This window comes from Actinophytocola sp. KF-1 (assembly GCF_054661535.1).
Genome location: NZ_BAAFVK010000007.1, coordinates 207,873 through 226,768 on the forward strand (window position 1 = coordinate 207,873; position 18,896 = coordinate 226,768).

The following is an 18,896-nucleotide window of genomic DNA, read 5'->3' on the forward strand; positions in this document are numbered from 1 at the left end:
CTGGATGCTGGCGTTGAGCATCGTCGCGCTCCTGGTCGGCGTCCTCGCGATCAGTGGCCTCACGGTCCGCGCGTCCGCGCAACCGAGCACGCCGCCCGCTCCCGTTCCGCCCGCTTCGGCGACGCCCCTGCCGGACTCGTGCGAGCACAACCAGCTGCCGTATTGCTTCCCGTCGACCACCCCGGAACAGCCTGCCACGTCCACGTCTGCGACCCCCTGCTCGGGCGAGGACTGCATCCCGCAACCCACCACACCCGGTAGCCCCAGCACCGGTCCCGAGCAACCGGGCGATGGTGGCGGTGCCGCCGAGTCGGAGTGCGGGATCAGCGACGTCGGCGCGTGCATCACCGAGGCGATCAACGGGATGTTCCGCGGCATCGTCGAGGCCGCGCTGTCACCGATCCTCGACCTGATCGGCCACACAGCACTGTCCACACCGACGATCGGCGACCTGCCCGGAATCGGCGAGTTGTGGAACAGCTCGTGGGAGATCGTGGTCGCCGCCTACGCGCTGCTCATCCTCGTCGGCGGCATCGTCGTGATGGGCCACGAGAGCGTCCAGACGCGCTACTCGATCAAGGAGATCGGACCGAGGATCCCGGTCGCGTTCGTAGCCTCGGCGCTGTCGCTGTTCTTCGCCGACAAGCTGATCCGCCTGGCGAACGGCCTGACCCTGGGCATCCTCGGCGGCGGCGCGGAAGCACCCTCGCTCGGGGACACCCTCAACGAGGCCATCACCGGCGTCCTGACTGGTGGCCTGTTCATCATCCTGGTCGGACTGGTCCTCGTGGTAATGGGTCTCGGCCTGCTGGTCGTCTACGTGGTCCGGATCGTCATCACCCTGATCCTGATCGTCTCCGGGCCGCTGTTCCTGATGTGCCATGCCCTGCCGCACACCGACCCGCTGGCGCGGTGGTGGTGGAAGGCGCTCGCCGCGACGTTGGGCGTTCAGGTGGCGCAGGCGCTGGTGCTGATCACGGCCGTGCGGACGTTCCTGTCCGGCGGCGTGCACCTGTTCGGTTCTACGCTGTCCGCACTGGGCATGCTGGTGGCCGCGATCGCCCTGTTCTTCATCCTGTTCAAGATCCCGTTCTGGCTGCTGCGCGCGGTGAAGGTGAGTTCAGGCCGCTCGTTCCTCGGCGGTCTGGCCCGCGCCTACATCGCCGCGAAGACCTTTGGCATGGTCGCCGACAAGGCTGGCGCCTTCGGCAAAGCCGGTACCGCGGACACCGGCACCCGCAGAAACAGCAGTCGCGGCGGTGCGGCTGCTCCCCCGCAGCCCGCTCAACCGCGTGTCGCTCCCACCCCGGAGATGGTCAACAAGCGGCTTCAGGCCGCCCATGACGCCGAGCGCGCCCGTGCTGCTCGTCGGCCACGGCTGCCGTCGCAGGCTCCGCGATTTCTGCAGCCCATGCCGCAGGACAGCATCCACGACCCGGCCGTGACCCCTGCGTACAAGGGCTCGACGAAGCCCGAATTCAGCTCCGCGCCCACCCCGGCGACATCCACGCCACGACGAGGGCGACGGTCTGGCTCCGCGCCCGAGTTCCAAGCCGCTGGCGGTCCGCGACGGCGCGGCACCACCCCGCCACCAGCACGGCCGATACGCACGGCTTCCGTGCCCGCACAGCTCCAGTTTCGGCCGGCCACTCCCTCGGCGCGACAGCCGTCGCAGCCGGTCAAGCCGTCGTCGGCGCCCGCCGCGCCGGTGTTCCGGCAGGCGCAGCCGGAGCCTCGCATCGGCGATGCCTACCGCCGCACCCAGTCGGTCCCGCCGCCGCTGTTCCGCGCGCCGAAACCAGCACCAGGAGGTGAAGCGACATGAGTCAGCCCGTCAGGATTCCCGCCAACGTCGACCGCGAGGACCGCGTTCTCGGCCCGCTGACCGCACGGCAACTGCTCATCCTCACCGTCACCGGCACCGCGCTGTACGGGGCCTACATGGCCACCCGAGCGTTCGTGCCGCTGGTGGTGTTCCTCATCGTCGCCATCCCACTCGGCGCGACCGCCGCGTTCCTCGCGCTCGGTCAACGCGACGGCATCCCCCTGGAGCGGTTGGTGCTGGCAGCGCTGCGGCAGCGAATGAGCCCTCAACATCAAGTGGCCGCGCCCGAAGGTGTCCGGCCAGCGCCCGAGTGGCTCGGTCAGGCCACGAGCACCACGGGGAACGACCCGACAGCGGTCTCGCCAGCCCCGCTGCGCCTGCCCGCCGAGGCCGTCACCGACACCGGTGTCATCGACCTCGGCAAGGACGGCGTCGCCGTGGTCGCGGTCTGCTCCACCATCAACTTCGGTCTCCGAACGCCGGCCGAACAAGAGTCGCTGGTTGCCTCGTTTGGGCGGTACCTGCACTCGCTCACCGCCCCAGTACAGGTGCTCGTGCGCGCCGAGCGACTAGACCTGTCCGGACAGATCACGGAGCTGCGCGAGCAGGCCGGTGGCCTGCCGCACCCGGCGTTGGAACAGGCGGCACGTGAGCACGCCGAGTATCTCGAACAACTCGGCCGCGCAACCGATCTGCTGCGCCGCCAGGTCCTGCTGATCCTGCGCGAACCCGTGTTCGCCACCGGCCTCACCGACGGGCTCGGCGGCGCCTCTCCCCTCGCCGCGCTGGCCGCCAAACGCAAGGCCGCCAAGCAGGCCAACGTGGTCGATGACGCCACCCGGCGCGCTGCCGAAGCCCGGCTCGTGCGCCGACTCGGTGAGGCGGTCGGGCTGCTCACCCCGTCGGGGATCGTGGTCACCCCTCTGGACGCCGGACGGGCCACCGCAGTCCTCTCCGCTGCATGCAACCCTGACAGCTTGATCCCGCCGAACTCCGGTCTCGCCGGGTCAGACGAGGTCATCACGACAGCCCCAGGTGAGGGCTGGGACGACACCGCGTTCGGCCGCACCGTGTTCGCCCCGGACACCGAGGACAGCTGGGACGACAACTTCGAGGACCCCGACGACTACGACGACGCCGCGGGGAGGTACCGCCGATGACAACCAAACCCAAGCGCCGCGTCCGCAACGACCGTGGCGTGCAACCGCCGCTCGGACGCGCCAGCGCGTACACCCCTGACGCCATCTCAGTGCGTCCCCGCGCGCTGGAAGTCGGCGGCGAATGGGTCGCCTCCTTCGCGGTCACCGGCTACCCGCGCGAGGTCCACCCCGGTTGGCTGCAACCGCTGCTGACCTACCCCGGACGGGTCGACGTCTCGCTGCACATCGAGCCCATCGACCCGGTCACCGCAGCCAGCCGGCTGAAGAAGCAACTGTCGAAACTGGAGTCCGGCCGTCGGCACACCAGCGAGAAAGGACGGCTGTACGACCCCCAGGTCGAAGCAGCCACAGAGGACGCCTACGACCTCTCAGCGCGCGTCGCCCGCGGCGAGGGCAAGCTCTACCGGCTCGGGCTCTACCTGACCGTGCACGCCCCGACCGAGGACGCCCTCGGCGACGAGGTCGCCGCCATCCGGTCCCTCGCCGCGTCACTGCTGCTGGACTGCAAACCCACCACCTACCGCAGCCTGCAGGGCTGGATCACCAGCCTGCCGATGGGGCTCGATCTGGTCGGCATGCGCCGCACGTTCGACACCAGCGCGCTGTCCGCAGCGTTCCCATTCACCTCGCCGGACCTGCCGCCACCGGACCCGACCTCGGTGGGCGCGCCCAGCGGTGTGCTCTACGGCTTCAACGTCGGCAGCCAAGGCTTGGTCCACCACGACCGGTTCGCGCTGGACAACCACAACTCCGTCATCCTCGGCCGCTCCGGCGCCGGCAAGTCCTACCTGGTGAAGCTCGAACTGCTGCGATCGCTGTACCGCGGAATCGAGATCCACGTCATCGACCCCGAGGACGAGTACGCCCGCCTGGCCGCCGCGGTCGGCGGCACCTACGTCCACCTCGGCGCCGAGAACGTCCGACTCAACCCCCTCGACTTGCCGATCCACACCCGACCGGACGGACGCCGCACCGCACCCCGCGACGCACTCATCCGCCGGTCGCTGTTCCTGCACACCGTCATCTCCGTCCTGCTCGGCAGCGAACTCGAAGCAACCGAACGGGCCACGCTGGACCGGGCGATCACCGCCACCTACCAGCGCGTCAGCATCACCTCGGACCCGCGGACCTGGACCCGCCCGGCACCACTGCTGGTCGACCTCGCCGAAGCCCTCGCCGAGACCGGCGACCCCGCCGGTGTCGAACTCGCCGCGCGGCTGCACCCGTACATCACCGGTGCGTTCTCCGGGCTGTTCTCCGGCCCCACGTCGACGCGGCCCGAGGGGCACCTGGTGGTGTTCTCGCTGCGGGATCTCGCCGACGAGCTCAAGCCGATCGGAACCCTGCTCACGCTCGACGCGGTGTGGCGGCAGGTCTCCAACCCGGCGATCCGCAAACCACGGCTGGTCGTGGTCGACGAGGCGTGGCTGCTGATGAAGGAACCCGCGGGCGCCGAGTTCCTGTTCCGCATGGCCAAGGCATCACGCAAGCAATGGGCCGGACTCACGGTGGCCACACAGGACACCGCCGACGTACTCGGCTCGGACCTCGGCAAGGCAGTCGTAGCGAACGCCGCGACCCAGATCCTGCTACGGCAAGCCTCGCAGGCAATCGACGAGATCACCCGCACCTTCGACCTCTCGATGGGCGAACGCCAGTTCCTGCTCTCCGCTGACCGCGGACAGGGTCTGCTCAGCACCGGGACGCAGCGGGTCGCTTTCCAGTCGATCGCCTCACCGGTCGAACACCACCTGGTCACCTCGAACCCCGCCGAAATCGCTGAGTACTCCGATTCCTCGCCGGGAATCGAGGAATCGTTCGTCGAACTCGACGCCGCCTAGCACACGCGCATCGATCGACCGGTCGCCGACGTCGTTCCCGACGAGACCGCCATTCGCTGAGGCTAGGTGGGCTTCGCGGGAGGGTCAGCGACATGCTCGTGGTCCTCGGTCCGCGACTGGTCGGCGTGCCAGCCAACCGCATTCCGTTCTTCCTCAATCGACTGGCCGGACGCCGGTTCTCCGAATGGCCGGCCGACATCGACGACTCGCCGACGTCGCCGCGATGTGTGGCTGGTCGTCGCAACACCACCGGTCAGCAGCTCATCACCACCGAAACCGCGTCCAGGCAGGCGAACACCTGCGAGCTGTCTGACCTCCAGCATCCCTGTGGAGGTCTCCCGCCATGCCCTCTCCTCGTACTGGAGTCCTCGCCCTACCGGTCAGCGACTATCTGCGTGACCCGCTCGGCGCGTTCGAGAACGTGCTGGCCCACCTCCGTGACCTCGCCCTCACCTGGGGCCCGGTCGCCGGACCGGTACTCGCGACCACGATGACCGCCGCAGTCGTCGCGCGACGCCGGTGGCGACGCCGCTACCACGCACGGCTGACCGCCGACGCCCGCCTGGTCACCGTTCTCGCGCCACCCACCGTCGACCCATCCGGGGCGACCACCGTCTGGTCGAACCTCGTCGGCCTGCTGCGGCCGGGGTGGCTGCGCCGCTTCAGCGGGCAGCCGCACCTGGCCTTCGAGCTGACGTTCACCGACGACGGCGTGCAGATCCGCCTGTGGGTACCAGGCGTGGTCCCACCGGGGATGGTCGAGCGTGCGATCGAGGCCGCCTGGCCCGGCGCACACACCCGCACCACCCCAGCCAAACCGCCCATCCCGACAACGGCGGCACCAGGCCGACGAGTCGAAGCAGTCGGCGGCGAGTTGCGACTCGCGCGGTCAGAAGCACTCCCGATCCGCACCGAGCACCCGGCCGACCCGATCCGGGCCATGCTCGGCGCGCCAGTCGGCCTCGGCCCGCACGAACGGGCCTGCGTGCAGATCCTCGCCCGACCGGTCGCCGGACACCGGGTGACCAAGGCACGCCGGGCGGCGCGCCGCGTGCACGCGGGCACGTCGGTCCACTTGATCAGCCGACTGCTCGACATCATCACGCCAGGCAAGCCCCGGAAGCGGTCGACCAGCACACGGACACCAGGACTGGATCGGCAGACGAGCCTGGAGTACGCCGCGCAGGACCGCGCCGTTGTCGAGAAGCTGCGGGCGAACCAGTTCGAGACCCGCATCCGCTACGCGGTCGCCACCACCGTCCCCGTGGATGCCACCTCGAGCGAGGTCCGCGCGGTGCGTGAGGTGCTGCGGGGTCGCGGGCATGCGATCGCCTCGGCGTTCGCCGCCTACTCCGAGCACAACTACTACCGCCGGGTTCGGCTCCGCCCCGACCCCGTCACGGTGCTTGCCGAGCGGCGGCTCGGCAAGGGTGACCTGCTCTCGATCCCGGAGCTATCCGCGATCGCGCACCTGCCGATCGACGAGGCCACCCCGGGCCTGCAGCGAGCCGGTGCGAAGGCCCTGCCTCCCCCTCCCGGCATCGCCACCACTGGAGAGCAGATCAAGCCGCTGGGGCTGTCCGACTCCGGCCATTCCCGTCCGGTCGGCCTGCACGTCGCCGACGCGCGCCACCACTTGCATATCCTCGGCGCCACCGGCTCCGGCAAGTCCGAGCTGATGGCCCGGATGATCCTGTCCGACGCCGAGGCAGGCCGTGGCGTCGTCGTGGTCGACCCCAAGGGCGACCTCGTCTCCGACATCCTGATGCGCCTGCCCGAGGAACTCGGCGAGAAGGTCGTGCTCTTCGACGCCGACTCCCGGTCCCGTCCACCCGTGCTCAACCCCCTGGAAGGCGCCGACAAGCCCCGCGCGGTCGACAACCTGGTGTCGATCTTCTCCCGGATCTACGCCTCCTCATGGGGTCCGCGCACCGACGACATCCTCCGCGCCGGCCTGCTCACCCTTACCGCGATGCCCGGCACACCGACCCTGGTCGATCTGCCCAAGCTGCTCACGGTGCCGTCATTCCGGCAACGGGCCTGCGACCAGATCGATGATGAGGTGCTCAAGGGCTTCTGGACCTGGTACGACGACCTGTCCGACGCCACCCGCGCGCACGTCATCGCGCCGCTGATGAACAAGGTCCGCAGCTTCCTGCTGCGCCCGTTCGTCCGCGCCGCGATCGCCGGTGGCGAATCCACCGTGGACATGGACGAGATCCTCAACACGGGCGGCATCTGCCTGGTCCGCATCGCGCGCGACGCCCTGGGCATGGAAACCGCACGACTGGTCGGCTCGATCGTGGTGGCACGCACTTGGCAAGCCGCCACCCGCCGGGCTCGCATCCCGCAGCGCCGGCGACCGGACTGCGGCCTGTACGTCGACGAGTGCCACAACTTCCTGAACCTGGCCTACCCGCTGGAGGACATGCTCGCCGAGGCCCGCGGCTACCGCCTCGCGATGACGCTGGCCCACCAGTACCTCGGACAGCTTCCGAAGGAACTCGAAGAAGGCATCAGCACCAACGCCCGCTCGAAGATCTTCTTCAACGCCTCCCCTGAGGACGCAAAGCGGCTGGCACGCCACACCATGCCGAGGCTCAACGATCACGACCTGTCCAACCTCGGCGCCTACCACGTAGTCGCACGCCTCGTCCTCGGCGGCGAAGAGGCACCGCCGCTCACCGCGGTGACCGAGAAGCTTCCGCCTGCGATTCCAGGACGCGCCAAGGCAATACGTCGAGCAGCCAGAGTCAACACGCGCCCGCGCGCCATCAAAGCCAATGCAGTCAGTCCTGCCGCGCAGACCACTGTGGACCCACGTCGCGCCGCCTAGGCCGAACGTTTCGCCATCACTCCTGCCCATTGCCGGAGGTGCGTTCCCATGATCTCGAATCCCACGCCCCAACGGGCCTTGCGCGGGCACATGCCCCAACGGCCTACGCCCCGAGCTGCCACCACCGGAGAGCATCACGCCCAGCTGGCCGGACGGCTCACGCTCCGGGACCGGTGGCTGGCGCGGATGCTGCACGAGCACAAGGTCTTCACCACCCAACAAGTCGTCGAGCTGTGCTACCCAAGCATGCGTGCGGCCAACCACCGGCTGCTCGACCTGTTCAAGTGGCGGGTCGTCGACCGGTTCCAGCCGTTCGTCAGCTCCGGCACCGCGCCGATGCACTACGTCCTCGACATCGCCGGAGCGGTAGCCCTGGCCTATGAGGACGGCCTCGACCCGAAGAAGATCGGCTACCGCCACGAAGACGCGATCGGAATCGCACACTCGCTACGCCTGGCCCACACCGTCGGTGTCAACGGCTTCTTCACCACGCTGGTCGCGCTCAGCCGGAACCCCGGCGCTCGAGGACGGCTGACCGCGTGGTGGTCCGAGCTACGCTGCAGGCGCCTGTTCGGCGACATGGTCCGGCCCGACGCCTACGGTCGCTGGCGCGAAGACGGGCACCAGATCGAGTTCTTCCTCGAGTTCGACTTCGGCACCGAGGACCTCGACACGCTCGCCCGCAAGCTCCACGGCTACGAGAAGCTCGCCACAGCAACGGGCATCACCACGCCAGTCCTGGTTTGGCTGCCCACCAACCGCCGCGAAACCAACGCCCGCCGAGCACTGGCCGACACGCTGGCCCAACTGGATCGCCCGACGATCGTGCCGGTAGCCACCAGCGCGGCGGACGTCGTGGGCGTGACCGGCGTGAACAACCCCACCGTCGGCCGGTGGCTGCCGATCTTCGGCCCGCCGGCACGACGGCCCGGCCGACTGCGCCTGGTCGAACTCGCACAGCTCTGGCCCCACACCGAATCGTCCGGCACGGCGCCGACCTCCGTCGTGACGCAGTCGGCGGACGTCGCCGCGCCAGACCCGCTACCTCCGCCCTCACCCACCAACCGCTTCCGGAGGTGACCCCGTGAAGATCGCCATCGCCGTCGCCGCGTTCACCGTCGCCGTCGCCATGCTCGGCGGCGGCATCGGCAAGGCGGTTGTAGATGCCCTCTTCAGCCAAGGCTCCACGGAGCCCAGTCAGGAAGCACTCGCCGACATCCCCGGTGACTACCTCGCCCTCTACCAGGAGGCGGCTCCCGTGTGCCCAGGCCTGGACTGGTCGATCCTCGCCGCCATCGGCAAGATCGAGAGCGACCACGGACGCAGCAAGCTGGCCGGTATCGCCGAAGGAACCGAGAACCCAGCTGGCGCACGCGGTCCGATGCAGTTCCTTCAGTCCACCTTCGACAGCGTCGTATCTCGGCATCCACTGCCTCCAGGCGGCCAGAACCCACCGTCCCCATGGGACAAGCACGACGCCGTCTACGCGGCGGCGCACTACCTGTGCGACGAGGGTGCCCCGAAGGACATCCGCAAGGCGTTGTTTGCGTACAACCACGCGGACTGGTACGTCAAGAAGGTCCTCGCACAAGCCAAGAAGTACGGCGAGACCATCGTCGGCACCGGCGACTGCAACAACATCGAAGCACCCAACCCCGCAGCCGCCATGGCCATCAACTTCGCCTGCGGCCAACTCAAACTGCCCTACGTCTGGGGCGGCAACGGACCATCCAACGGAGACGCTGGCTTCGACTGTTCCGGCCTCACCACAGCCGCCTACAACGCCGCCGGAATCTCCTTGCCGCGTACAGCACAGACCCAATACAACGCCGGACCATTGGTCCCTACAGGCGAGCCACTACTCCCCGGCGACCTGGTCTTCTACGGCACACCCGACGACGTGCACCACGTCGGCCTGTACATCGGCGCCGGCAAGATGGTGCACGCACCCACTTTCGGCGAGCCGGTCCAGGTCAGCTCGTACCGCTGGACCGGGGATGACTATCTCGCGGCTTCGCGCCCAGCCGTCGATTCGCGTTTGTAGCGCGTTCACGCATAGCCCAGTTGAGCGGTGGACTCTCACCTGCCCAACTGACTAGTACGCGCTGTGGAGAGGCTCGCTCTAGGCGACCCGGGCAAGCCTTGAAAGGATTGTCGGCCGCAGCTCCGAGGGCGCAAGGCAGGCGAGGCCCCTGAAGGGGGTATCATGTTCGACGAATTAGTCCAATACCACCGAGTAAGCAACAACCTCACTCGCGAGGTTTCTCGGACTGAGTTGGGGATCCGCTCGGATTGGGTTGGACGGTCGATGTTTTGCGCTTATTCCCCTTGGACGAATCCTGTCGCTCGAGTTTTCTCTCGGCGAGACCCGCTTCGCGTGCGCGCAGCGCCATCCCGGTATCACAGGTCAGAAGAGTGACTGGAGATTGTGCGATAGCTTGCAGAGCAAGAGTTCTGGCAACGATCTCCTGGTCGTTGATCGGGAGCCGCGTGTGACCCAGGGGATCGTTGAAAAGCATCACTTCCACGGGGACGGGATCACGGGCAAGTTTCCCGTCTTCGCGCAGCGCCTTGTCGAGCACAGCGAGCGCAAGGCTGGCCCTTCCTCGCAGACTATCCGCCTTGGTCGCGTCCAGTTCATCGATTACGATCATCGGCACCGCGAGCCGTATGCCCTGGTCACCCTTGACCATGAACTTGCCCCAATCGATCTTCGTTAAGGGGAGGATGTATGACAGGTACACGCTTGTGTCGAAGACCAGCGTCTGTGAGAATCCTCCGCCCCACGTAGCCATCTGATCTTCCACCGCCGCACGGGCGGCTTCGATAACATCAACGCGTTTGGTGATCTCTTCGGTCAGGAGTTCGGCCAGAATTCGCTCCTGCGGGTTCCCGCCAACGCTCGCTGCCCAAGCCGGGGCCATCATCATCAAGTTCTCATATCCCGCCCAGTCCAACAACTCCCTGGCGTCCGCGCGGAAGATCAGCCTGGACAGGGTTGCTTCAGCCCTGCGAACCCATCCCAAGTAGGCCCACAACTTCGAGGCAGAAGCCCCCGGCCCAATTGCTTGTCCAGTTGAGTGGAGATTCCCCGCTTCGCTGGCTAACGACAAGAGCACATTGCGGACTTGCCCGTAGGCGACGCCCGGGTTGGGAGTGATCAGCACAGGCGGGATTCTGGCAGAGTCGTGCGTGCGCCGTCTCGACGCATCGCCCATCGTCGCACGCCGGGTTCGATTCGCTCGTACGCCTGCGTGTCCAACGAGCGCGGCTCACGCTATCAACACATCGCGGTGGAGTTCTTCGATACCCACGAGGTGTACCTCCGGCTCAGGCCGCCCGCCATTGAGGTAGGCAGTCGAGAAAGGGTGCCACGTCAAGAACCAGTGGCGTCCTGCTCGGCGTCCTTGCCCTCGAGCAGCTTGTACAGGTTGGTACGGTCCATGCCCAGCTCGCGGGCGATCTGCGCTTTCGGCACTCGGTCGTCGATGGCTGCTGTCATGCGCTGGAACCGCACTTCACGAGCCTTCTTGAGCTCATCGAGCGTCGTGACTCGCTGGGCCTGAAGTGCTGCTTCTTGATCACGAATGCTTTGGAGGCGGTCCTGCAGTTCCTTGACCTCGGCCGCACTCTCGCGGAGCAGCTCGAAGTGCTGTTCCTTGTCCACGTCCTGCCTCCTACCGGATCGCGTGGTGCCCGTCGCGGCAACCCGCACAGCATGTTGTATCACGCTGTGGAGGACAACACTTCGGTTCGACACCGGCTGAGCATCGTGTCGAGACCGGCCGGTTGACGTACATGGCCACCTCGACCTGCGCCTGTCCGCAGGTCGAGGTGGCCATGTCGTCACCGCACTTCGTGGTTGTTGATGTGCTCGACTGAGCTGACCACCTCGGCGACGCCGGTGCGCAGCAGCTCGTTGACGCCCTTCGACGTGGTCGAATGGATCGGTCCGGGCACTCCGTAGACCCGTCGGCGGTGTTCGCCGGCGGCTCGAGCCACGGCGAGTGCGCTGCAGAGCAGCCCGGCTTCGACGATCACGGTCGCCGCACCGAGCGCCGCCAGCAACCGGCACCGCGCGTGGAACCGTTTGCGGGTAGGTGGAGTGCCGATCGGATACTCGCTGACCAGCAATCCACCCTGGTCGACGACGGCCTCGAAGAGCCGAGCTTGCTGATGCGGATGAGGTCGGTCGACGCCGTTGGCGAGCACGACGATCGTCCTGCCGTCGGCTGCCAGCGCTCCGCGGTGGGCCGCCTCGTCCACGCCGTACCCGCCGCTGCTGATCACGGTCGTGCCGGTGCGGGCGAGCTCGTAACCGAAGTCTGCGGCGACCGTGTTTCCGTACCCCGAGGCGTCACGGGAGCCGGTGACCGTGATGGCGGGGGTGGTGAGCTCGGCGAACGAGCCGCTGCCGCGAACCCACAGAGCGAGTGGGGCGTAGTGGGCGAGGCACCCCAGCGGCCCGGAGGGCCAATCGTCGTCATCTGGCGTGAGCAGGCGCGCCATGCCTTTGTCGAGGGCATCCAGGTCGTCCTCGATCCGCGCGTCGGGTCGGGTGATCTCGTCGAGGACGGCGCTGGGCGCGGTGCCGTGCCGGACGTGCGTCGCGGCGTCGGATGCGCCGTGGACGGTGACGTACTGGTGAGTGGCGGGTGCCGGTGGTTCCGCTGCACGCAGCAGGTACAGGCGAGCGCGCAGATCGTCACGTGAAGACATGGCGGTACTCCTTCTCGGGTGGATTGGTGGTTGCCGCGCGGGGCTGGCTAGGGCTCGATTCGGTCGTGCAGTGGGATCGGCAGGCTGTGACCGATCAGTTCGCGCCAGCGGGAATCGCCGGTGTAGAGGTGCGCGCCGGAAGCCATGAACCACTTTCCGGGTGGGGCATCAGCAGGGCGCGCCACGTAACGGTCGTTCTCGAACAGCAGGTAGACCCCTGGTGCATGATCGGAGGGCTCGGAGACTTGGGCGAAGGCGGGCAGCCTCCGGTCCTCGTCGATGCCCAGGATCGTGACGTGGCGTACGCGGGAGGACAGACCGCCATTCGGGCTGTGGAACGGGCCGGTCAGGATTTCGGCCCGCAGCCCTTTCCTGACGACCGGCACCTGGATGACACCGTCCCCAGCCTCGGGGATGTTGTCCAGGTCCGTGATGCCCCAGGGTGTCTCGGTGTACGTGGCCAGCAGTTCGTAGGCTGGGACGGGGATCGCGCCGTGGCGCACGGTCGCTCTGGCCTCGGCGGGCAGCCGGGCCAGCGTGGCGTCGCGCAGGCGGGCTGTCCAGGCGTGCGCCTCGCTGGTGTCCCAGCCGGTCGTGCCGAGGGTCTGGTACTCGTAGCAGTCCAGCAAGCACAGGACGGCTACCGGATGCAGTGCGCCGTCGGTCATCGTCGCGTTGTAGTCCGGCTGGTCGTTGGCTTTTTGCTCGCCTCGATGGCGGGGGCGGTGTTGCTGTAGCAACATCAGTCCGATCGAGGTCGGATCGTCGGTGGCGCCGATGAGGCCGAATTGGAGTCCGGCGTTGACGAGGCCGTCGATGTGTGCCTGGTGCAGGTCGAATCGGGACATGGCGTGTCCTTTCTTGAGAATGGGAAGGGGTTCATGGGGCAGCGCCCCGGCCAGTGGGCTTCGTCCCTCGTGTTCGGGACGAGGTCACCGAACCGGGGCGCTGCTGGGCGTCGACCGTCTGTCAGTTGTGGACGCGTCGGCGTAGTGCGTGCTCGACAGCGCCGGCGATTGCATCGCCTTTGGCTTGAGGAGTCGCGTTGGTGTGGAGCGGCCAGAACCAGAAACAGTCGCGGCCGTCGCAGTGGATGCGGATGTGCCCGTCGCTGTCTTCTTGAAGTACCAGAGGAAGGTGGTGTCGTTGCGGCTCCGGCGGGTCCGGGGTGGTCCCCGGAAAGGTGAGACGTGAGCCGTCGACGAAGCCGATGGCGACACCACGCACAAGGAGGTGGTCAGCAAGGCGACCGACCAGGTCCTGCACGTTGACCCTGCCGACAGCTGAACCGGGGTTCTTCAGGTAGCTGTGTACGAGATCTTCCAGTGTTTCCACCAGGATCATCGGTCGGGTCCTTTCGAGACAGAAAGGTGGTTACTTGTATTCGCGCTGCCATCGGCGTTCGACCTTGGGCGCCAGTTCGTCGCGCAGGTCGTCCTCAGTGCGGCCGTGCTTTGCTGCGAGCGCGGCCAAGATGAGCTGTGCGTCCTCGCGGTACGCGGCGATGGTGTCGCGGTGGTGGGTGACGCTTGCCCTTGTCAAGTATCTGGCGTAGGCCACTGCGTCTGCGTAGGACTGGCGCGCTGTGAACTCGGTGTCGATCTGTCCGTATCCCGTGGTATGCAAGGGTGTTCCGTCCGGTGCCGTGATCGCTTTCGCGGCCTTGGCTTTCGCGCGTTCAGCCTTCTCTTGTTCCCGTGCGAGTTGCTCGGGAGTCTTGATCCGGCTGGGTCGCTTGCGGACGTCGACCGGTGCGCTGGGGTAGCACTCCGTGCACGCGGCCTTGCCTGCCAGCTCGACGATCTCGGTCTCGTCCTGACCGGAGAGCTGGGTCAGCCAGGCGAACTGGGTGGACGGGAAGCAGGTGCGGCAGGCGGTCGTGCGGTGCACGTGGCCACCGGTGTTCAGGACCAGCCACGCGCGGGTCCAGCCGCCCCGGCGTTCGAACTCCGCCTTGAGGGGACGTGCAGCAGCCTCGCACTGGGTGACGGTCCGGCGGACCTGCTCGATGCGGGGCTGCAGCTCGTTCGCGTACTCGGTCATCCCGTCGCTCAGCAGACGGTTGAAGCTGACTGTGAGCCTGGCGAGCGCCTTCTGGGCCTTGGCGTGCTCGATCTCGAGCCGGGCGAGCTCTTCGTCGATGTCACGGGGTGTCGCGGTCGTGGGGTCGTCGATAGGCATGGGGTTCTCCTCGGATCGTGTGGGGGGGTGATGGGTGCGAGCGCGCAGGGCAAGCTGCGCGAGCCGCGGCCGTTGTCGAACTCGGTTTGCCAGGTGCACACACGGAGCCGGTGTAGGCGGATGGCGAGGCGGAGGCCGTCGTTGACGCCGATCCCGTGGCCGGTGATCAGCGGCACTGGCCGGTGATCTCGACGAGGTGGGCCATGTCGACCACCGGATCGGCCCAGTAGCGGACGTGAACCGGTTCGTTGCCGATGCCCCAGACGTAGAGCCGGAAGTCGGGGTCGCTCGGGCAGGCCCACGCAGAGCGCCTGCCTGGACCGTCCGGGGGCGGGTGCGCCGCGTTCGTCGCACCGGTGCTCGTCGAGCGGTCCACCCCACGACGCGCGCAGGTGCGCGAACACCCGGACGTAGGAGGCATCGAACGGCTCTCTGTGTGCCTTCTGCCGGGCCTCGGCCCAAGGCATGGAGCGCGTCTGCCAACAACGCCTGAGAGGAGGTGATCACTGCGCGGATGGCGTCGACATCGGGGAGCCGTCCGTGGTCGCTGCTGTCCGCGTAGGCCAGCGTGCACGGGCTGGTGAACCACAACGTGATCCACTGTGGGCCTCGGTGCCAGCCACGGGCGTAGCCCCGGCGGTCCGGAAGTTCCGTGACTGGGATCGGCGGCAACACGCCATCGAGACCACGGTCGGGGCTGGGCGTCCACTGGTGCGCGCGGAGATCGTCGCTCACGGTCGGGTAGATCATGTCGGTGGTGCGTGCGCCTGAGTAGCCGCGTGCAGCGCGGCTCAGGGTCTCGGCCAAGCCGTCCATGCGGCCGGTGACGTTGCGCAGGCCCTGTACGCGCATCGGGGTCGAACTGAGCGCGTCGTCGTACAGGTCGGCGACCTGGCACCGGAGTTCCTCCGCGAGCCTGGCAAGGCCAGCGAGACTGGCTGCCTGCACACGGCTGAGGGCTTCCATGGAGTCGGCGCGTGCGCGTTCCCGCTCGAGTTCCGCGCGCAGGGCGTCGTAGGTGGTCGAGTCGCTGTTCATGGTGTTACTCGCTTTCGGTCGGGGTGGTCGCCTGCGTGTCGGCCCGGACCGGTCGCCGAGCCGACACGCCTCGTGGATTTGCTTTCGAGAACGGGCTAAGCGGCTGACTGGTAGCCCGTGCCGGGACACGTCGCCAGGTGGGGCAGGTAGGTGGCCCGGAACGCGTTCCACGCACGTTCGGCATTCGCGCGGGCCCGGTTGCGCCCCTTGTCCAGCCGGGTGACCCCGCGCCGTTGCTCGGCCTCCTGGTTGAGCCGTTGCCGTACCAGCCAGGTCACGGCTTGAACCTGGTGTGCCGAGACCCGCTCCCCCGCGCTGGCGGAGATCAGCTCCGCAGCACGGCGGTACAGGCTCACCACGTGGTCGTACTGCGGCCGGGAGATCGAACCGTCCTTGCGGCGGGAACCGTTGACCGGCGCGGAGCCGTATTCCTCGGAGGAGAGCGCGCGACCGTGTGCCACCGACAGTGCGTGTCGGTCGATCACCACGTGCGGGTCTTCTGGGTCGAGGTCCCCGCCGAACTCGATCAGGTGGGCAAAGTCCCGGATCTTCGGTCCGTTGAGGATGTCCTCGTACCGCTCACCGTTGAGAAGTCGGTCCGCTGCGCGCTTCTGGCCGGCCGTGGCGAACATCCCGGAACCGGGCCCGCCGATCCCCCGCCGCTCGCGCAGGACACGAGCGGCGTTGAGAACGTTGCCGATCCATCCCTGCTGGGGCGAGTAGATGGCGAGCATTCCGGCGCCGAGATGTGCGTCGCCGTTCGCGATGGCGGTTGCCACGTGGTGCGCGTCGGCATACCAGCGCATTCCTTGCGCGATTTCTTCAGGTGTGGCCTGTTCCCAGTGCCACACGATGTTCTCGTGGTTCACGGGATGCGCCCGGAACCATGGATGGTCGCTGGGGGCAGGCATGACTTACTCAGTCCTTCAGCTGTGATTCACCGGTGAGTCGTCCCGCAACCGGGACCATTTGTCTCGAGCGGGACGTTCACTGGCCGTTTCGTACATATATGTCGAGCGCGAGCAATTCGCGTCGCACTTCTCCGACATCCAATGCCACAGATCGCAGGAGAGTTCACGCAGCAACCGCAACCGGAATGGATGCCATGGCCGCCAAGTCGAAAATGGCGATCTGCGCGGTTTCCCGCGCGAGGGTCATTGCTACCGGCAAATCGGCGGTCACGACGGAGACGTCGAGGTAGACGCGACCAGTCGCAGGGTCGCGCCAGCCACCGAGGACGCGCCCGGGTAGCGAGAGCGCGTCTTTAGCCTCTGCGATGTATTCATGGAGATCGTTGCTGGTGACGCGTCGGTCGAAGATGCGTTCGCGTTCCGGATGTACCGCTACCGCGTAGCCGGCGCGCACGTCCGAACCATCACTGGGGTTGACGGTGAATCCACCGTCTGGGACAGACAGAGCGTCCGCCATCCCGCTAATCCGGGCGGACCAATCGATAAGAGTCATAGTCATGGCGGTACTCCGTTTCGTGAGCCAAAGCGGGGATCTTTCAAGGTCGTTGAGATAAGCCGTTACGTCTAGCGCGCAATACTGGACCGGGAACGTCCACGCATTACGACGGATGTCGGTGCTAGACCACCATTGACTTATCTTGGGAACACACCTGTGGCAGGCATGCCATTTATGCGCGCTTCTCCGCTTTATAGCGAGAGCTTTACGCCACGAAGCTGCAAGCACAGTTACTACGCACTCCAGAACAGAAATGCGCGTTTGGCTGCGCGTCGTCCTTCGCGCTGCTCTGCACGGTTTCGCTGCTGTCCGCACGGCCCAAGCCGCTGCCCGCGCTTCGCGGGACTACTGTCTTCTCGACACCAGAAGGAGGTGATGACCCCGATCGAAAGAGCTCGCAGGGACGCCGTGCCCTGATCCTCACGCTCGTTCGATGTGTTGACCTTCTGCTGTGGAGTCGACATGTAGAAGTACACATCCCTGGTCGACGCTTTGCAAGTCCAGAGCACCCCACCGTTACCGCTCCGTGACATTGAGCCGAGGTGTTCGGGCGGAACTACCCAGCACGCCAGGGCCGCGCGCTCCGGACGGAAGCCAAGATCCGCCAGACGCGACAAAGTCGACTGCACACGACTCCCCCCACTCCAGGAGCGGGACAGCTCAACGGCGACAGGTGGTTTTTCTGGCACACAAACGCGCGAGATGCGATACAATCGAGAATATGACCCGATTCCGGCATCAAATCGGCCACCATTGCGCGGGAAATCTCGCGAGCCAATCGGGATCAAGCTTTTACGGTTGCCGATTGGCCTGAATTGATTGCGCGCGAGCCGGCGCGAACGTAACCACGCGTCCTTACGACGGCAACTTGGGTCAAGCGAGATACAAGCGCTGTGGGAGATGGACACGACGAGATCGGAAGCACCGGGAACAGGCGACCACCATCGTCATGGACGGAAGGCGACCACCCACCCAGTCGACTGTTCATACGCCTGCCGGCCACCGAGTCGGGTGCTGCATCGGTAGCTGTCTCGGCAGGGATGACCAGGTACTTCTCCAGCCCGAGGGCTTGCCGCTCTAACCGGTAACTGGACGAGACCGTCGCCAGGCATGCAGTCGGGAAGGTTCACGCAGCGTGTCATCGGGCTACGCTGCCGTCACTCAATACGGTGACTTGATCGGCTCTAAGTAGAATTACAGTACGCGGCACCCCTCGTAGGACGTAGCGTTGATGACCTTGCAACCGACCATGCGAGGTGATCGTGACGGGGTAAGTGCCCAGCCTTTGATAATAGTGGGGCGTTTCGACCTTGTATATCAGGTATTACTGGCACCGCAGGGAGGCGAACTGCCGGTAAGACGGGGGCAAAATGAGCGTGGGGATGTACATGGTAACGGGGGACGCCAGGTACCTACAGCTGTCGCGGGATCTCCGCCATCTGCTGAACGGCGAGTGGCTGACACACATTCTTGTGGCTTTGAGCAAAGGGCCGCTTCATTACAACGAGCTTCATGCCGCAATCCAGGACATGACGACGTTCGACCCGTGGACGGGCACGGAGCGCAGGATCCAGAGCCGAGCGCTGGGCCGCACGTTGCGACGAATGGAGGCGGCCGGCCTGGTGGACAGGTTCGAGGAGCAGACGTTCCCGCGGTCCGTCGTCTACTCGCTCACCCCGCCTGCGGCTGATCTGTTGGAGCGGGGACGGCCTCTCGTCGAGTGGGCCGAGGAGAACTTCGACCTGATCAAGCGGCTTCAGACGGCGTTGTCGACCGGCCACGAGAACGATCCATCCGACATCTCCGATGACAGTCTGCCGGACTGACCG

General features: G+C 66.8%; 16 protein-coding genes and 1 pseudogene. 8 read left to right on the top strand and 9 right to left on the bottom strand.

Annotated features, from left to right (window positions below; translation table 11 throughout):
* Positions 1 to 4 precede the first annotated feature (4 nt).
* The 7 genes and pseudogenes from ACYQ77_RS22545 to ACYQ77_RS22575 all read left to right on the top strand — a co-directional run bounded on the left by ACYQ77_RS22545 (position 5) and on the right by ACYQ77_RS22575 (position 9,706).
* Positions 5 to 1,825, top strand: a complete 1,821-nt coding sequence (locus ACYQ77_RS22545; protein ID WP_459714378.1) for a TrbL/VirB6 family protein — start codon at positions 5 to 7, stop codon at positions 1,823 to 1,825.
* Entirely contained in the window at positions 1,822 to 2,985 is a 1,164-nt protein-coding gene (locus ACYQ77_RS22550) for a PrgI family protein (RefSeq protein WP_459714380.1), read from the top strand. The genes ACYQ77_RS22545 and ACYQ77_RS22550 overlap by 4 nt, the downstream gene beginning before the upstream one ends.
* Positions 2,982 to 4,826, top strand: a complete 1,845-nt coding sequence (locus ACYQ77_RS22555; RefSeq protein WP_459714382.1) for a VirB4 family type IV secretion system protein — start codon at positions 2,982 to 2,984, stop codon at positions 4,824 to 4,826. The genes ACYQ77_RS22550 and ACYQ77_RS22555 overlap by 4 nt, the downstream gene beginning before the upstream one ends.
* 9 nt (positions 4,827 to 4,835) lie before the next feature.
* Positions 4,836 to 5,068 (top strand): annotated as a pseudogene (locus tag ACYQ77_RS22560) (GP88 family protein); the annotation flags it as partial.
* 101 nt (positions 5,069 to 5,169) lie between these two features.
* On the top strand, positions 5,170 to 7,662 hold the full coding sequence (locus tag ACYQ77_RS22565) for a helicase HerA domain-containing protein (RefSeq protein WP_459714383.1): 2,493 nt from the start codon (positions 5,170 to 5,172) through the stop codon (positions 7,660 to 7,662).
* A 48-nt stretch (positions 7,663 to 7,710) separates the two neighbouring features.
* Positions 7,711 to 8,742: a replication-relaxation family protein gene (locus ACYQ77_RS22570; RefSeq protein ID WP_459714385.1), complete on the top strand. Its 1,032-nt coding sequence runs from the start codon at positions 7,711 to 7,713 to the stop codon at positions 8,740 to 8,742.
* Positions 8,743 to 8,746: 4 nt separating this feature from the next.
* Positions 8,747 to 9,706, top strand: coding sequence for a C40 family peptidase (locus tag ACYQ77_RS22575; RefSeq protein ID WP_459714387.1), 960 nt, complete (start codon positions 8,747 to 8,749; stop codon positions 9,704 to 9,706).
* Positions 9,707 to 9,911: 205 nt separating this feature from the next.
* Here ACYQ77_RS22575 and ACYQ77_RS22580 read toward each other — a convergent pair whose 3' ends face one another.
* From ACYQ77_RS22580 to ACYQ77_RS22620, 9 genes are all read right to left on the bottom strand, one after another.
* Positions 9,912 to 10,829 (bottom strand): PIN domain-containing protein, encoded by a 918-nt coding sequence (locus ACYQ77_RS22580; RefSeq protein WP_459714390.1) that lies wholly within the window; start codon positions 10,827 to 10,829, stop codon positions 9,912 to 9,914.
* 209 nt (positions 10,830 to 11,038) lie between these two features.
* Positions 11,039 to 11,329 (bottom strand): hypothetical protein, encoded by a 291-nt coding sequence (locus tag ACYQ77_RS22585; protein ID WP_459714392.1) that lies wholly within the window; start codon positions 11,327 to 11,329, stop codon positions 11,039 to 11,041.
* A gap of 179 nt (positions 11,330 to 11,508) precedes the next feature.
* A complete protein-coding gene (locus ACYQ77_RS22590; protein WP_459714394.1) occupies positions 11,509 to 12,381 on the bottom strand; it encodes a DNA-processing protein DprA in 873 nt (290 codons plus the stop codon).
* A gap of 47 nt (positions 12,382 to 12,428) precedes the next feature.
* Positions 12,429 to 13,229 (bottom strand): hypothetical protein, encoded by an 801-nt coding sequence (locus tag ACYQ77_RS22595; protein WP_459714395.1) that lies wholly within the window; start codon positions 13,227 to 13,229, stop codon positions 12,429 to 12,431.
* Positions 13,230 to 13,350: 121 nt separating this feature from the next.
* Complete coding sequence (locus ACYQ77_RS22600) at positions 13,351 to 13,725, bottom strand: hypothetical protein (RefSeq protein ID WP_459714397.1); 375 nt, start codon at positions 13,723 to 13,725, stop codon at positions 13,351 to 13,353.
* 30 nt (positions 13,726 to 13,755) lie between these two features.
* The gene (locus tag ACYQ77_RS22605; RefSeq protein ID WP_459714399.1) at positions 13,756 to 14,562 is read right to left on the bottom strand and encodes a hypothetical protein; all 807 of its coding nucleotides are present in this window, start codon (positions 14,560 to 14,562) and stop codon (positions 13,756 to 13,758) included.
* Positions 14,563 to 14,728: 166 nt separating this feature from the next.
* Positions 14,729 to 14,938, bottom strand: a complete 210-nt coding sequence (locus ACYQ77_RS22610) for a hypothetical protein (RefSeq protein ID WP_459714400.1) — start codon at positions 14,936 to 14,938, stop codon at positions 14,729 to 14,731.
* 757 nt (positions 14,939 to 15,695) lie between these two features.
* Entirely contained in the window at positions 15,696 to 16,469 is a 774-nt protein-coding gene (locus tag ACYQ77_RS22615) for a DUF7178 family protein (protein WP_459714402.1), read from the bottom strand.
* 205 nt (positions 16,470 to 16,674) lie between these two features.
* A complete protein-coding gene (locus ACYQ77_RS22620) occupies positions 16,675 to 17,028 on the bottom strand; it encodes a hypothetical protein (protein WP_459714404.1) in 354 nt (117 codons plus the stop codon).
* 1,421 nt (positions 17,029 to 18,449) lie between these two features.
* Between ACYQ77_RS22620 and ACYQ77_RS22625 the strand changes: the two genes are divergently transcribed.
* Complete coding sequence (locus ACYQ77_RS22625; RefSeq protein ID WP_459714406.1) at positions 18,450 to 18,893, top strand: winged helix-turn-helix transcriptional regulator; 444 nt, start codon at positions 18,450 to 18,452, stop codon at positions 18,891 to 18,893.
* Positions 18,894 to 18,896 lie beyond the last annotated feature (3 nt).